The sequence below is a fragment of the Mycobacterium sp. NGS64 genome, assembly GCF_059812245.1.
Genome location: NZ_JCALCI010000003.1, coordinates 520,828 through 535,499, shown reverse-complemented (window position 1 = coordinate 535,499; position 14,672 = coordinate 520,828). Strand labels below are relative to the sequence as shown.

Sequence of the window (14,672 nt, the reverse complement as noted above, 5' to 3'; positions counted from 1 at the left end):
ATGGCCAGCCCAGGCGTCCCCGGAAAGGTCAACCCGCCCCGCAACCCGCCGTACAAGTTGGCCGGGGTAGCACTGATCGTCGTTGCCGCCGTGGCACTCGTCCTGGTGTACGGGCAGTTCCGCGGCGACTTCACCAAGAAGGACCACCTGACCATGGTGGCCTCCCGGGCCGGCCTGGTGATGGACCCCGGCTCGAAGGTTACCTACAACGGGGTGGAAATCGGCCGGGTGGCCAAGATCTCGGAGATCGTCAAGGACGGCAAGCCGGCGGCCAAGTTCAACCTGGACGTCTACCCGCGCTACCTCAAGCTGATCCCGGCCAACGTGAACGCCGACATCAAGGCCACCACGGTGTTCGGCGGCAAGTACGTGTCGCTGACGACGCCGAAAAACCCGTCGCCACAACGGATCACGCCGCAGACCGTGATCGACGCCCGCTCGGTGACGACGGAGATCAACACGCTGTTCCAGACCATCACCGAGATCGCGCAGCAGGTGGATCCGGTGAAGCTGAACCTGACGCTGAGCGCCGCGGCGCAATCGCTGGCCGGGCTGGGCGACCGGGTGGGGCAGTCGATCGTCAACGCCAACGCGATCCTCGACGACGTCAACCCGCAGCAGCCCCAGGTCCGTCATGACATCCAGGCGCTGGCGGCTCTGGGCGACACCTACGCCAACGCGGCGCCGGACCTGATCGACTTCCTCGACAAGTCGGTGGTCACCGCGCGCTCGATCAACGCGCAGCAAAAGGACCTGGATCAGGCGCTGTTGTCGGCCGCCGGGTTCGGTAACACCGGGGCGGACATCTTCGAGCGCGGCGGGCCGTACCTGGCGCGCGGGTCCAAGGATTTGGTGCCGACCGCCGAGCTGCTGGACACCTACAGCCCCGAGCTGTTCTGCACGGTCCGCAACTACCACGACATCGAACCCATCGCCCGGTCGTTCCTCGGCGGCAACGGCTATTCGCTCAACGCCGACACGAAGCTGCTCTCCGGGCTGGGCCTGCTGCTCAACCCGGTGTCGGCGATCACCCTCGTCGGCCTGATCGGGATCTTCGCGCTGCCCACCCAGGGACTGGCGGGCCTGGGCAACATCGCCACGCTGATCGGCGGGGCGCCCAACCCGTACATCTGGCCGGAGAACCTGCCCCGGGTGAACGCGCGCGGCGGACCGGGGGGCGCGCCGGGTTGCTGGCAGCACATCACCCATGACCTCTGGCCCGCACCCGAGTTGGTGATGGACTCCGGCAACAGCATCGCGCCGTACAACCACCTCGACACCGGTTCGCCGTATGCGATCGAGTACGTCTGGGGCCGCCAGGTAGGGGATAACACGATCAACCCATGAAAATCACCGGTACCATCGTCCGACTCAGCATCTTCTCGCTGGTGCTGCTGGTCTTCACTGTGATGATCGTCGTGGTCTTCGGCCAGATGCGGTTCGACCGCACCAACAAGTACTCGGCCGAGTTCACCAACGTCAGCGGGCTGCGGCAGGGCCAGTTCGTCCGCGCGTCCGGGGTGGAGATCGGCAAGGTCGACTCGGTGAAGCTGGTGGACGGCGGCAGGCGGGCGCGGGTGGACTTCAACGTCGACCGCTCGATCCCGCTCTATCAGTCGACGACGGCGCAGATCCGCTACCTCGACCTGATCGGAAACCGGTACCTGGAGCTCAAACGCGGCGAGGGCGAGGGCTCCGAGAGGGTGCTACCGCCAGGCGGATTCATCCCCGCGTCGCGGACGTCGCCGGCGCTTGACCTCGACGCGCTGATCGGTGGGTTCAAGCCGCTGTTTCGGGCGCTGGACCCACAGAAGGTCAACACCATCGCGACCGCGCTCGTCACGGTGTTCCAGGGTCAGGGCGGGACCATCAACGACATCCTCGACCAGACGGCGCAGCTGACCAACCAGCTCGGCGAGCGCGACCAGGCGATCGGCGAGGTGGTCAAGAACCTGAACATCGTGCTGGACACCACGGTTCGGCATCGCCAGCAATTCGATCAGACCGTCAACAACCTGGAGGTCCTGATTACCGGGCTGAAGGGCCACAGCGAGCAGTTGGCGGGCGGGACCGCGCACATCAGCAACGCCGCGGGCACGGTGGCCGACCTGCTGGCCGAGGACCGGGGGTTGCTGCACAGCACGCTGAACTATCTGGACGCCGTTCAGCAGCCGCTCATCGATCAGCGTGAGCAGCTGAACGATTTCATCCACAAGGTGCCGACGGCGCTGAACATGATCGGGCGCACCATCGGCTCCTACGGTGACTTCGTCAACTTCTATGCCTGCGACATCACGCTCAAGATCAACGGGTTGCAGGCCGGTGGTCCGATTCGGACGGTCAGGCTGTTCAACCAGCCGACGGGCAGGTGCACGCCGCAATGAGAACGCTGGAACCCCCCAACCGGATGCGCATCGGCGTGATGGGCATCCTGGTGACGCTGCTGGTCGTCGGTGTCGGCCAGAGCTTCACGAGCGTGCCCATGCTGATGGCCAAGCCGCACTACTACGGGCAGTTCAGCGACTCCGGCGGCCTGTCCAAGGGCGACAAGGTGCGCATCGCCGGCTTCGACGTCGGCAAGGTGGAGAGCCTCGACATCGACGGCGACCACGTCCTGATCAAGTTCAATATCGGCACCGAAAGCATCGGCACCGAAAGCCGGCTGGCGATCAAGACGGACACCATCCTGGGCAAGAAGGTGCTCGAGATCGAGAACCGGGGCACCAAGCAGCTGCGGCCCGGCGACTCGCTGCCGATCGGTCAGAGCACCACGCCCTATCAGATCTATGACGCGTTCTTCGACGTGACGAAGGCCGCCAGCGGGTGGGACATCGACACGGTCAAGCAGTCGTTGCACGTGCTTTCGGAGACCATCGACCAGACCTACCCGCACCTGAGCGCCGCGCTCGACGGGGTGGCCAAGTTCTCCGACACGATCGGCAAGCGCGACGAGCAGATCAAGCACCTGCTCGCCCAGTCCAACCAGGTGGCCAGCATCCTGGGTGACCGCGCCGACCAGGTCGACCGGTTACTGGTGAACGCGAAGGTGTTGCTGGCCGCTTTCAACGAGCGCGGCCAGGCCATCAACGCGCTGCTGAGCAACATCGCCGCCTTCTCCGAACAGATCAAGGGGTTCATCAACGACAACCCCAACCTGAACCACGTGCTGGAACAGCTGCGCACGGTCAGCGACATCCTGGTCCAGCGCAAGGACGACCTCGCCGCCGGTTTCACCGAGGTCGGCAAGTTCCTCCCGTCGCTGAATGAGGCCATCGCGTCGGGGCCGTTCTTCAAGGTGGTGCTGCACAACCTGTTCCCCGGTCAGATCGTGCAGCCGTTCGTCGACGCGGCGTTCAAGAAGCGCGGCATCGACCCGGAGAACTTCTGGCGCAGCGCGGGTCTGCCGGAATTCCGGTGGCCCGACCCGAACGGCACCCGCCAGCCCAACGGCGCGCCACCGCCGGCGCCGCCGGTGCTGGAGGGCACGCCGGATCACCCGGGTCCGGCCGTCCCGCCCGGGTCGCCGTGCTCGTACACGCCGGCGAACCCCGGCGGCAACGTCACCGTCGGCGACGAGGGTCTGCCGCGGCCGTGGAACCCGTTGCCGTGCGCGGGTGCCGGCATCGGTCCGTTCGGTGGGGTCGGCTTCCCGGCGCCGGTCGACGTCCAGACGTCGCCGCCCAATCCCGACGGGCTGCCGCCCACCCCGGGCATCAACATCGCGGGGCGCCCGGGTGACCCGCCGCCCAACGTTCCGGGCACCCCGGTGCCGCTGCCGACGCAGGCGCCGCCGGGTGCGCGCACCGAGAACCTGGGACCGGCCGGCCCGACGCCGCCCCCGTCGACGTTCGCGCCGGCCCTGCCGCCGGGACCGCCGGCGCCGCCCGGGCCGGGGAACCAGCTGCCGGCGCCGTTCATCAACCCCGGCGGTACGGGAGGTAGCGGCATCACGGGAGGTAGCCAGAATTGAGCACCATCTTTGATGTTCGCAACATCCGGCTGCCGAGGCTGACCCGGACATCGGTGATCATTGGCTCGCTGGCGATCGTGCTGGCCCTGGTTCTCGGGTACGCCGGCTGGCGGCTGTATCAGAAGCTGACGAACAACACCGTCGTGGCCTACTTCCCGGCCGCCAACGCGCTGTACGCCGGCGACAAGGTGCAGATCATGGGGCTGCGGGTGGGCGCGATCGACAAGATCGAGCCGGCCGGCGACAAGATGAAGGTCACCTTCCACTACCAGAACAAATACAAGGTGCCGGCCAGCGCGTCGGCGGTGATCCTCAACCCCACCCTGGTGGCGTCGCGCGCGATCCAGCTGGAGCCGGTCTACAAGGGCGGCCCGGTGCTTGCCGACAACGCGGTGATCCCCGAAGACCGCACCCAGGTGCCGGTGGAGTGGGACGAACTGCGCAACAGCGTCACCAACATCATCTCCAAGCTGGGCCCAACACCCGAGCAGCCCAAGGGTCCGTTCGGTGAAGTCATCGAGTCGTACGCGAACGGGCTGGCCGGCAAGGGCAAGCAGTTCAACACGACGCTGAACAGCCTCTCGCAGGCGCTGACCGCGTTGAACGAGGGTCGCGGCGACTTCTTCGCGGTGGTGCGCAGCCTGGCCCTGTTCGTCAACGCGCTGCACCAGGACGACCGGCAGTTCGTCGCGCTGAACGAGAACTTGGCGGATTTCACCGGGCGGCTCGCGAGCTCGGACGGCGCCCTGGCCGACGCGATACAACAGTTCGACGGCCTGCTAAAGACGGTGCGGCCCTGGCTGGACCAGAACCGCGAGGTGCTGACCCACGACATCAACAACCTGGCGACGGCGACGAACACGCTGCTGCAACCGGATCCGCTGAACGGGCTGGAGACTGCGCTGCACGTCATCCCGACGGCCGCGGCGAACATCAACCAGATCTATCACCCGACGCACGGCGCGGTGGTGGCCGTTCCGGCGATCACCAACTTCGCCAACCCGATGCAGTTCATCTGCAGCTCGATCCAGGCCGGCAGCCGGCTGGGTTACCAGGAGTCCGCCGAGCTGTGCGCGCAGTACCTGGCGCCGATCCTCGACGCGATCAAGTTCAACTACCTGCCGTTCGGCCTGAACATTGCCAGCACGGCCGAGACGCTGCCCAAGGATGTCGCCTACTCCGAGCCGCGCCTGCATCCGCCGGACGGATATAAGGACACGACGGTCCCCGGCATCTGGTCGCCGGACACGCCGACGTCACACCGCAACACCCAACACGGGTGGATCGTGGCCCCCGGCATGCAGGGGCAGCAGGTGGGACCGATCACCGCGGGCCTCATGACGCCCGAGTCGCTGGCCGAACTGATGGGCGGGCCCAACATTCCGCCCGTGCAGTCGACCTTGCAGACTCCGCCCGGGCCGCCGAACGCCTACGACGAGGGCCCCTCGCCGGTGATCGGTCAGAACCCGCCGCAGGTGCCGATACCCCCGCCGCCGCCGGGGCCGGAGGTGGTCCCCGGCCCGGTCGCTCCGACGCCCGCGCCGGTGGCGGCGCCGGCGCCCAACGCCGGCGGGCCGCCGGCGGCCGCCGGCCTCGGAGGTGGGCAGTGACTGCGGTGCGAATGGTCCGTTTGATTCGGCGTTGGGCCTGGCAGGGTTTGGTGCTGCTGGTGGCCGCGCTGGTGCTGAGCTCGTGCGGCTGGAAAGGGATCTCCAACGTGGCGATCCCGGGCGGCCCAGGCAGCGGCGGCGGGTCGTACACCCTCTACGTGCAGATGCCGGACACGCTCGCGATCAACGGCAACAGCAAGGTGATGGTCGCCGACGTGTTCGTCGGTTCCATCAAGGCAATCAACCTGAAGAACTGGGTGGCGACGCTGACGCTGGGCATCGACAAGAGCGTCAAGCTGCCGAAGAACGCCACCGCCAAGATCGGCCAGACCTCGCTGCTGGGCTCCCAGCACGTGGAGCTGGCCGCGCCGCCCAACCCGTCGCCGGAGCTGCTGAAAAACGGCGACACCATTCCGCTGAAGAACTCCTCGGCATTCCCCACCACCGAGCAGACCCTGGCCAGCCTGTCGCTGATCCTGCGCGGTGGCGGCATCCCCAACCTGGAGGTGCTGCAGAACGAGGTCTTCAACATCTTCAACGGGCGGGGCAACCAGATTCGCGCCTTCCTGGGCAAGCTGGACACCTTCGTCACCCAGGTCAACCAGCAGCGCGATGACATCACCCACGCCATCGACTCCACCAACCGGCTGCTGGCGTACGTGGGTAATCGGGCGGACGTCCTCGATCGAGTTCTGACCGACATTCCGCCGCTGATCAAGCATTTCGCCGACACCAAGCAGCTGCTGATCAATGCCGTGGACTCGGTGGGACGGCTGAGCGCGGCCGCCGATCAGTACCTCTCCGAGGCGCGAGGCCCCCTGCACCAGGACCTGCAGTCGCTGCAGTGCCCGCTCAGGGAGCTCGGCCGGGCGTCCCCGTACCTGATCGGCGCGTTGAAGCTGATCCTGACGCAGCCCTACGACATCGACACCATTCCGAAGATGATGCGCGGTGACTACCAGAACATTTCGATCACCCTGGACGTCACCTGGAGCGCGATCGACAACGCGTTCCTGACGGGAACCGGGTTGTCGGGCGCGCTGCGGGCGCTCGAGCAGTCCTACGGGCGGGACCCGGAGTCGATGATTCCCGATGTCCGCTACACGCCCAACCCGAACGACGCGCCCGGCGGGCCCCTGGTGGAAAGGGCGGACCGGAATTGCTGACTCCCTTCGTCCGACGCCAACTGATCGCCTTCGGGATCCTGACGGTCATCTCGATACTCGTGCTCGGCATCTACTACCTGCAGATCCCGAGCCTGGTCGGCGTCGGCCGGTACACACTCAAGGCCGACCTGCCCGCCTCCGGCGGTCTGTACCCGACGGCCAACGTGACCTATCGCGGCATCACCATCGGCAAGGTCACCGACGTCGAGCCCACCGAGAACGGCGCCAAGGCGACGATGAGCATCGACAGCCGCTACAAGATCCCGGTCGACGCGGTCGCGAACGTGCACTCGGTGTCGGCGGTCGGTGAGCAGTACCTGGACCTGGTGTCGACCGGCAACCCGGGCAAGGACCTCGCCGACGGCCAGACCATCACCCACGGCACCGTGCCCAGCGAGATCGGGCCGGCGCTGGACACGGCCAACCGGGGTCTCGCCGTGTTGCCCAAGGAGAAGATCGGCCAGCTGCTCGACGAGACGGCGCAGGCAGTCGGCGGGTTGGGGCCGGCCCTGCAGCGGCTGGTCGACTCCACGCAGGCGATCGTCGGTGACTTCAAGACCAACATCACCAACGTCAACGACATCATCCAGAACTCCGGGCCGGTCCTGGACAGCCAGGTCGAATCCAACGCCGCGATCGAGCGGTGGGCCCGCAACCTGAACAACCTGGCCGCACAGGCCGCGCGGGAGGACAGTCATGTGCGCAGCGTGCTGCGCCAGGCCGCCCCGACCGCCGATCAGGTCAACGAGGTGTTCAACGACGTCCGCGACTCGCTGCCGCAGACGCTGGCGAACCTCGAAGTCGTGTTCGACCTGCTCAAGCGCTACCACACCGGCGTGGAGCAGGTGTTGGTCTTCCTGCCCCAGGGCGCCTCGATCGCCCAGACGGTGGCCGCGCCGTTCCCGAACCAGGCCGCGCTCGACCTGGCGTTGTCGATCAACCAGCCGCCGCCCTGCCTGACCGGGTTCATTCCGGCGTCGGAGTGGCGGTCTCCGGCGGACACCAACCTGGCGCCGTTGCCGTCGGGCACCTACTGCAAGATTCCGATGGAGACGCCGGCCAACAGCGTGCGCGGTTCGCGCAACATTCCGTGTACCGACATGCCCGGCAAGCGGGCCGCCACCCCACGGGAATGCCGCGACCCTAAGCCCTACGTTCCGGCGGGCACCAACCCCTGGTACGGCGACCCGAACCAGATCCTGACCTGCCCCGCCCCGGCGGCGCGCTGCGATCAGTCGGTGCGCCCCGGCATGGTGATTCCGGCGCCGTCCATCAACAACGGACTCAACCCGGCTCCGTCGGACCGGGTCCCGGGCACGCCGCCGCCGACCAGCGACCCCTTGTCGCGCCCGGGCAGCGGCACCGTGCAGTGCAACGGCCAACAGCCCAACCCGTGCGTCTACACTCCGAGCGGGCCCCCCGCCGCCATCTACAGCCCGCAGAGCGGTGAGCTGGTGGGGCCCGATGGAGTGAAATACTCCGTCGAGAACTCGACGAAAACAGGAGACGACGGATGGAAGGAGATGCTGGCGCCGGCCGGCTGAACCCCCCACCCATGCCGAGGTTTCGTCGACTGCGCAAGCCCTCCCAGAGATCAAGTCCGAAGATTCATCAGGAGCCGGCGGCTGCTGACGACGAGACGGCCACGCAGGTGACGACCGAGGAGTCGCCCGCGCACGTGGCGTCGCCGGAAGCCACACCCGAGGCCGAATCCGAACCTGAATCCGAGCCCGAATCCGAAGCCGACTCCACCGAGGCCGAAACCGAAGTCGACTCCGCCGACGCGCCCGCGGGCGTCGAACGCCGTCCGTCGCGCTTGGGACGCGGGTGGCTCTCCGGCATCGCCGCCGCGCTCGTGCTGTCGGCCGCCGGCCTCGGAGTCGGTAGCTACTTCGCGCTGCGTTATCACCACGAGAGCCAGGTCATCGCGCGCAACGACGCGGCCGCGCTCAAGGCGGCGGTGGATTGTGTGTCGGCGACCCAGGCGCCCGACACCAACGCCATGGTCCAGAGCGAACAGAAGATCATCGAGTGCGGCACCGACGCATTCCGCTCCCAGGCGCTGCTGTACACCAACATGGTCGTTCAGGCCTATCAGGCCGCGAACGTGCACGTTCAGGTGGCCGATGTGCGTGCGGCGGTGGAGCGCAACAACGACGACGGCTCGGTCGACGTGCTCGTCGCGATGCGCGTCAAGGTCGCAAGCGATCAGTCGCAAAAGGAGACCGGCTACCGCCTGCGGGTGAAGATGGCATACGCCGAAGGGCAGTACCGGATTTCCAAGCTCGACCAGGTGACGAAGTGACGGTGGTGGTCGAGGAGATTCAGGCTCGGGCACACACCACGGCGGCCATACCGGAGTCTCCGCGGGATGCCTTGGCCCCCTGGCACGTTCGCGCGGCCGCGTTCGCCGTCGACGCCGTCCCGTGCATCGCCGTCGCGGTGACCATGGCGTTGGTCGCCTGGACCGTGGATCAGCATCCGGTGTGGTGGTGGGCCTGCGTCTCGGTCGCCGGCCTCGCCATCCTGTTGATGTTGGTCAACCGGTTGCTGTTGCCGACCGTCACGGGCTGGAGCCTGGGACGCGGCTTGTTCGGAATCGGAGTGGTGCGCCGCGACGGCGCGGCCATCGGGCCGTGGGGATTGCTGCTGCGGGACCTGGCTCACCTGCTGGACACCGTGTCGGTGGTGGGATGGCTTTGGCCGCTGTGGGATTCGCAGCGTCGCACGTTCGCCGACATGCTGCTGGGCACGGAAGTGCGCTGCGTCGAATCCGACGAGGCGCTGCCCAAGTTGCGGCGCTGGACGGCGGTGGCGGTCCTGACCGCGGCGGTGGTGTGTGTCGCCGGCGCCGCGGTGAGCTACCTGGTGGTGTTCGCGCGCGACCAGGCGAGCGATCAAACCAGGGCAGAGATCCAGGCGCAGGGGCCCAAGATGGTGGCGCAGATGTTGACGTACGACCCAAAGTCGTTGCGCGACGACTTCGCTCGGGCGCGGTCGCTGGCGACCGACAAGTACCGGGGCCAGCTGGCGGCGCAGCAGGACGTGGTCCAGAAGGGCAATCCCGTCGTCAACGAGTACTGGCCCACCGACGGGTCGGTCCAATCAGCCACGCCGGACCGGGCGACGATGCTGCTGTTCCTGCAGGGCCGGCGCGGCGTCGGGCCCGACGAGCGCGCGATCAGCGCCACCGTCCGGGTGGAATTCGCCAAAGGCGCGGACCAACATTGGCGCGTCGACGACCTCACCGTGCTGACCAGGCCGAAACCGCCCGGGAACGGAAAATGAGCCCCCGCCGCAAGTTTGAGCCGGGCGAGGAGCCGCTGCTCGTCGCGCGCCTGGCGCCGCCGGGGCGACGCTGGTGGCAGCCGGCGGCCGGCGTGGCCGCCGCGCTGCTGATGGTCGCGTCGATCGCGGCATGCACCCTGATGCTGATTTCGCATCAATCGCGCGTGCGCACCGCCGCCAAGGAGCGCCAGGTGCTCAGCTACGTGTCGGGATTCATGGCGCAGTTCACGTCCATCGACCCGTATCACGCCAACGACTATGTGACACGGGTGATGGCCCAGGCCACCGGCGAATTCGCCAAGCAATACCACGAGAAGGCCAACGAAATCCTGCTCCAGGTGGCCCGGGCCGAGCCCGCGACCGGCACCGTGCTCGGCGCGGGCCTGGAACGCTGGAACGACGACGGCACCGCCACCGTGATGGTGGCCACCGACGTGACCTCCAAATCGCCGGACGAAAAACAGGTATTCGACAACACCAATCGTTGGATGGCAACCGTCACGCAGGAAGGGAATCAGTGGAAGATCAGCAACCTGATACAGGTGATCTAACCGCCGCCGCGGCAACGACGGACGAACCCACGAGCGAGGACGCCGAAGCCACCGCCGTCGAGGCCGGCGCGGCGTCCGACGAAAGCGCCGAGCCGCCAACGGAATCCGCAGCGGGCGAGGGGGTCGAGGCGGGGGAGACCAAGCCCGCTCGACGCCCCCGGCGCAAGATCCTGGCCGGCAAGCGGCTCGCCATCGCCATCGCGGTGGCCGCCGTGCTGTTCGTCGGCTCCGCGGCGTTCGCGGGCGCGGCGGTGCAGCCATATCTGACCGATCGCGCCACGGCCGCAACGAAATTGAAGGTGGCGCGCACGGCCGCCAACGCGATCACGACGCTGTGGACCTACACCCCGGAGAACATGGACGGCCTCGCCGACCGAGCCGCCGCCTACCTCAGCGGTGACTTCGAGGCCCAGTACCGCAAGTTCGTCGATGCGATCGTGGGCCCCAACAAGCAGGCCAAGGTCACCAACAGCACCGAAGTCACCGGCGCGGCGGTCGAATCGCTGGACGACCCGAACGCCGTCGTCATCGTCTACACCAACACCACGTCCACCAGCCCGCTTACCAAGAACATCCCGTCGCTGAAGTATCTGTCCTATCGGCTGTTCATGAAGCGCACCAACGGCCATTGGCTGGTGACGAGGATGACGACCATCACCTCGCTGGACCTGACGCCGCAGGTCTAGCGCCCCGGATCCCCAAGCAGACCATGGCCGTTGCGTCCCCGGTCTCCGAGCGCTCGACCGTTGCCGCGCTGCTGTTGCTGACCTTCGCCACCGGCCTCGCGGACGCGATCAGCATCCTGGTGCTCGGCCACGTCTTCGTGGCGAACATGACCGGCAACGTGATCTTCCTCGGCTTCTGGCTGGCCCCGAGAACCAGCATCGACCTGACGGCGGTCGTGGTGGCCCTGCCCACCTTCGTCTGCACCACGATCGTCAGTGGCCGGTTGGCAAGGCATTTCGACCAACGGACGCGGTCATGGATCAGCACGGTGCTGGCCACCGAAATCGTGTTGTTGCTCGCCTTGTCGGTTCTGGCCGGCGCGGGCGTGCTGCACTATCACGACAACTCCAAGCTGATCATGATCGGCATGCTTGCGGTGACCTTCGGCCTGCAGCATTCCAGCGCGCGCCAGTTCGGGATCCAGGAGCTGTCCACCACGGTGCTGACGTCGACCATCGTCAGCCTCGGCCTGGACAGCCATCTCGCCGGCGGCACGGGTGAGCGCGAAAAGCTGCGCTTCAGCGTCGTTTTCACGATGTGCGCGGGCGCGTTGGTCGGGGCCACGATGTCGCGCTTCGTCGTCGCCCCGGTGTTCGCGGTCACGGCCGCGGTGGTGGCGACGAGCCTGCTGATCTTCCGCTACGGCCCGAAGGCCAGCGGCGATCGCGAGGGCGGCGAAGCCGGGCGAGGCGGGTCGCCGCCATCGACGGTTAGTTGAAGGCCAGCCAGCTGGGCAGTGCGCGCTCGTGGGAGTCGCACAGCACTTGGCGGGTGTCGCAGGATCCCCGCGGTGAGCCGGCGCCGGCCCACATGCCGCCGGTGTCACGCCGCAGCACGATCGCCGAGGAGCCGCCGCCGTCCAGCAGGACTGCGGTGTCGCTACCGAGCCCGCGGAACAGGTCCTGGATGTTGTCCGGCGTGTAGCTGCCGCCCTCGAAGATGTACATCTCGTCCCTTTGCTTCACATACGCAAGGGCCGTGCGCGCCGCGCTGGGACCGCCGTCGTTGAGCTGCCCGGTCTTGCCGGGGGACAACAGGCCGATCCCCGACACCGCGACGAACCGCTCGTTGCGGTTCAGCAGGTCGGCGACCACCGGGGTGGCGACGTCATAGTCCTGAGGGCTCCTGGCGCGCAACACGTACGGCGCGCCACCGGACGGCAGGATCATCGTCGACAGGGCGCTCCAGCTCTCGCCTCCGCCGGAAAGGCCCTGCTTGCCCGGGTACGCGACGGTGCCGGTGACCGCCTGGTTCGCCCGGCCCTGCCCGTGCGTGTTGTCGACGAACGCGCCCAGCGGAGAGCTGCAGCCCGTCTCGCGCCAGGAGCCGCCCTTCTGTGGGCGGATGTCGAAGAAGTTGGCGTTGATCGCGATCGTCGGCTGCCCCATCCGCTGCCACGCCTGCAGCGGCGCGTAGACCTCGGAGGCCTGCCACAGCCCCTCGCCGGTGCGGGCACCGGGATTGTTCTCGCAGCGCGCCTGATCGCCCTGGTGGCTGTCCACCAGGAGGTGCGGCGCGAGGCGCCCCGCCGCGTTCTTGATGACCATCAGGTGCCCGCCGTTGTTCATCTCGTACCAGCTGCCGCCGGCGTTGAGCATGGGCGTGGGGTGACCGGGGCCGAAGTTGTAGACCAGGTACGAGCCCTTGGTGGTCTCGATGGCGGTGGCGAGCAGGTCGCGGCCGTCAGCGGCGTGGGCGACGGGTTGTCCGGTGGTGCTCGCCAGCACGGCGCACGCGAGGACCGCGGTGCAGCAGGCCGCCAGCCGGCGCAAGCTGGCGAGGGGCGTCAGCACGATGGACCTTTCGGCACTGATAGCTATGCAACATAAATAGCATCAGTCACACCAGTCACACTGTCAACTTCGATAACGAATCCGTGACGCTTAGGCCGCACTCGAATTACGTTTGCCTGCTTGGGCTTTCGCTCTCGGCCTCGGCGGGGCTGTCGGGTGTGGTTTCGGCGGGGTCCGCGTCGGGGCGTTCGCGCTTTTGCGCCCGCGCCTGGTGCTGGGCCTGGTGTTCCGCGGCGATGGCCAGCTCGACCGCCCCCGGGATGCGGTGGAAACCCTTGCGGTCGTAGAGGTGCGTGACGATGCCGCCGAGCAGGAGGCCGATGGCCAGCCCGATCCCTGTCAACCACAACGCCTGCGACAGACCGGCATCCGCGCGGCCGTTGAGATAGACCAGCGAGCGCACGCCGAGGAAAACCTGGTGCATCGGCTCGAATTTGGCGGCCCAGCGGAAGAACGGCGGCGTGGCCTCGAGCGGGACGGTGGCGCCCGCGGACGGTAGCCCGAGGATGACAAAGATCAGCATGCTGACCAGCAGGCCCATCGAACCAAGCACCGACAGTATGGAACTCGACGTGATGCCCACCGCGATTATCGCGAAGACGCCGTACGCCCACAGTTGCCATCCCAGCGGGATCGGCATGCCCAGCCCGTGCGCAATGGCCAGGTAGACCGCCGACGTCAGGAGCGCCAGCACCGTCATGATGGCCCATTTGAGTTGCAGCGTCTGGAATCGCGAGATCTTGACCTGCTCGGCGAAGCGGTACACCGGGCCCCACTCCGCCGGCACGTAACCGAGCAGCGCGTCGACCAGCGTGCTGACCACGACGCTGCCGGTGAAGCCTGCCAGCAGCAGCAAGAGCGCGAAGTAGAACGCCGACAGCCCGTTGCCGGTGCCGTTCGGCAGGGCGTTGTAGACGCCGGACTTGACGTCGATCGGGTTGGCGAGGCCCAGCGCCGACGCGCCGGTCAGCGGCGCGCCCCCGGTCTGGGCCGCGACGTCGGCCGAAAGCCGTTGGCCCACTTTGCCATTGGCCACCGCCATCGCCTGGGTCAGCGTCTGGCCGGCGATGCTGGCGCCGAGGGTGCCCGCACGCGGGTTGGTGGAGATGGTGACCGAGGGACGCGTCGTGCGGCCCGGCGTGACCGCGCTGGCGCCGAACTCGTGAAGGTTGGACGATAAGGTGGGCGGAATGACCAACTCCCCGTAGACGTGTGCGGTGTCCAGCAGTCGCTGCGCCTCGTCGTGGGACACCACCCGGACGTCGAACTTGTTTTTGTCCAAACCGGCAACCAGGCCGTCGGTGATCTGCGCGCCGGTCGGGCCGGCGTCCTCGTTCACCACGGCGATCGGGAAATGCCGCAGGTTGGTCATCGGGTTCAGGATGCCCCCGAGGTACAGCGCGCACAGCGCCGACATGAGCGCCAGCGTGACGACGATGGGGAGTGACCAGAACCGCACGGTCCGAACTGCCTTGATATTTCGCTTGGGGTTCGGCGCCGCGTGCCGCGGCTGCGATTGAGACATGCGGGCTCCTGTCTGTCGTGCCCACTCTATGTGCTGGCCGGGT

General features: G+C 67.5%; 13 protein-coding genes. 11 read left to right on the top strand and 2 right to left on the bottom strand.

Annotated elements, in window-relative coordinates; genetic code table 11:
* Genes AC5Y4S_RS16375 through AC5Y4S_RS16325 form a run of 11 tightly spaced genes read left to right on the top strand, consistent with a single transcriptional unit; the run spans position 1 to position 12,029 of the window.
* Positions 1-1,347 carry an MCE family protein gene (locus AC5Y4S_RS16375; RefSeq protein ID WP_500033741.1) on the top strand — a complete coding sequence of 449 codons (1,347 nt, stop codon included), beginning with the start codon at positions 1-3 and terminating at the stop codon, positions 1,345-1,347.
* Positions 1,344-2,384: a virulence factor Mce family protein gene (locus AC5Y4S_RS16370; RefSeq protein WP_500033740.1), complete on the top strand. Its 1,041-nt coding sequence runs from the start codon at positions 1,344-1,346 to the stop codon at positions 2,382-2,384. The genes AC5Y4S_RS16375 and AC5Y4S_RS16370 overlap by 4 nt, the downstream gene beginning before the upstream one ends.
* Positions 2,381-3,970, top strand: coding sequence for a virulence factor Mce family protein (locus AC5Y4S_RS16365; RefSeq protein ID WP_500033739.1), 1,590 nt, complete (start codon positions 2,381-2,383; stop codon positions 3,968-3,970). Before AC5Y4S_RS16370 ends, AC5Y4S_RS16365 begins: the two co-directional genes overlap by 4 nt.
* Positions 3,967-5,580 (top strand): virulence factor Mce family protein, encoded by a 1,614-nt coding sequence (locus AC5Y4S_RS16360; protein ID WP_500033738.1) that lies wholly within the window; start codon positions 3,967-3,969, stop codon positions 5,578-5,580. The genes AC5Y4S_RS16365 and AC5Y4S_RS16360 overlap by 4 nt, the downstream gene beginning before the upstream one ends.
* An 11-nt stretch (positions 5,581-5,591) precedes the next feature.
* Positions 5,592-6,746 carry a virulence factor Mce family protein gene (locus AC5Y4S_RS16355; protein WP_500033737.1) on the top strand — a complete coding sequence of 385 codons (1,155 nt, stop codon included), beginning with the start codon at positions 5,592-5,594 and terminating at the stop codon, positions 6,744-6,746.
* The gene (locus tag AC5Y4S_RS16350) at positions 6,740-8,290 is read left to right on the top strand and encodes a virulence factor Mce family protein (RefSeq protein ID WP_500033736.1); all 1,551 of its coding nucleotides are present in this window, start codon (positions 6,740-6,742) and stop codon (positions 8,288-8,290) included. Before AC5Y4S_RS16355 ends, AC5Y4S_RS16350 begins: the two co-directional genes overlap by 7 nt.
* Positions 8,260-9,051 carry an Rv1363c family protein gene (locus AC5Y4S_RS16345; protein WP_500033735.1) on the top strand — a complete coding sequence of 264 codons (792 nt, stop codon included), beginning with the start codon at positions 8,260-8,262 and terminating at the stop codon, positions 9,049-9,051. The genes AC5Y4S_RS16350 and AC5Y4S_RS16345 overlap by 31 nt, the downstream gene beginning before the upstream one ends.
* A complete protein-coding gene (locus AC5Y4S_RS16340) occupies positions 9,048-10,034 on the top strand; it encodes an RDD family protein (RefSeq protein ID WP_500033734.1) in 987 nt (328 codons plus the stop codon). The genes AC5Y4S_RS16345 and AC5Y4S_RS16340 overlap by 4 nt, the downstream gene beginning before the upstream one ends.
* The gene (locus AC5Y4S_RS16335) at positions 10,031-10,585 is read left to right on the top strand and encodes an Rv1363c family protein (RefSeq protein WP_500033733.1); all 555 of its coding nucleotides are present in this window, start codon (positions 10,031-10,033) and stop codon (positions 10,583-10,585) included. The genes AC5Y4S_RS16340 and AC5Y4S_RS16335 overlap by 4 nt, the downstream gene beginning before the upstream one ends.
* Positions 10,552-11,271, top strand: a complete 720-nt coding sequence (locus AC5Y4S_RS16330; RefSeq protein WP_500033732.1) for an Mce protein — start codon at positions 10,552-10,554, stop codon at positions 11,269-11,271. The genes AC5Y4S_RS16335 and AC5Y4S_RS16330 overlap by 34 nt, the downstream gene beginning before the upstream one ends.
* 23 nt (positions 11,272-11,294) lie before the next feature.
* The gene (locus AC5Y4S_RS16325; protein WP_500033731.1) at positions 11,295-12,029 is read left to right on the top strand and encodes a YoaK family protein; all 735 of its coding nucleotides are present in this window, start codon (positions 11,295-11,297) and stop codon (positions 12,027-12,029) included.
* On the opposite strand, the gene AC5Y4S_RS16320 is transcribed toward AC5Y4S_RS16325, so the two are convergent.
* The gene (locus AC5Y4S_RS16320) at positions 12,022-13,131 is read right to left on the bottom strand and encodes a phosphodiester glycosidase family protein (RefSeq protein WP_500034037.1); all 1,110 of its coding nucleotides are present in this window, start codon (positions 13,129-13,131) and stop codon (positions 12,022-12,024) included. The genes AC5Y4S_RS16325 and AC5Y4S_RS16320 overlap by 8 nt on opposite strands.
* Positions 13,132-13,210: 79 nt before the next feature.
* Positions 13,211-14,629: a YhgE/Pip domain-containing protein gene (locus AC5Y4S_RS16315; RefSeq protein ID WP_500033730.1), complete on the bottom strand. Its 1,419-nt coding sequence runs from the start codon at positions 14,627-14,629 to the stop codon at positions 13,211-13,213.
* Between the last annotated feature and the right edge of the window lie 43 nt (positions 14,630-14,672).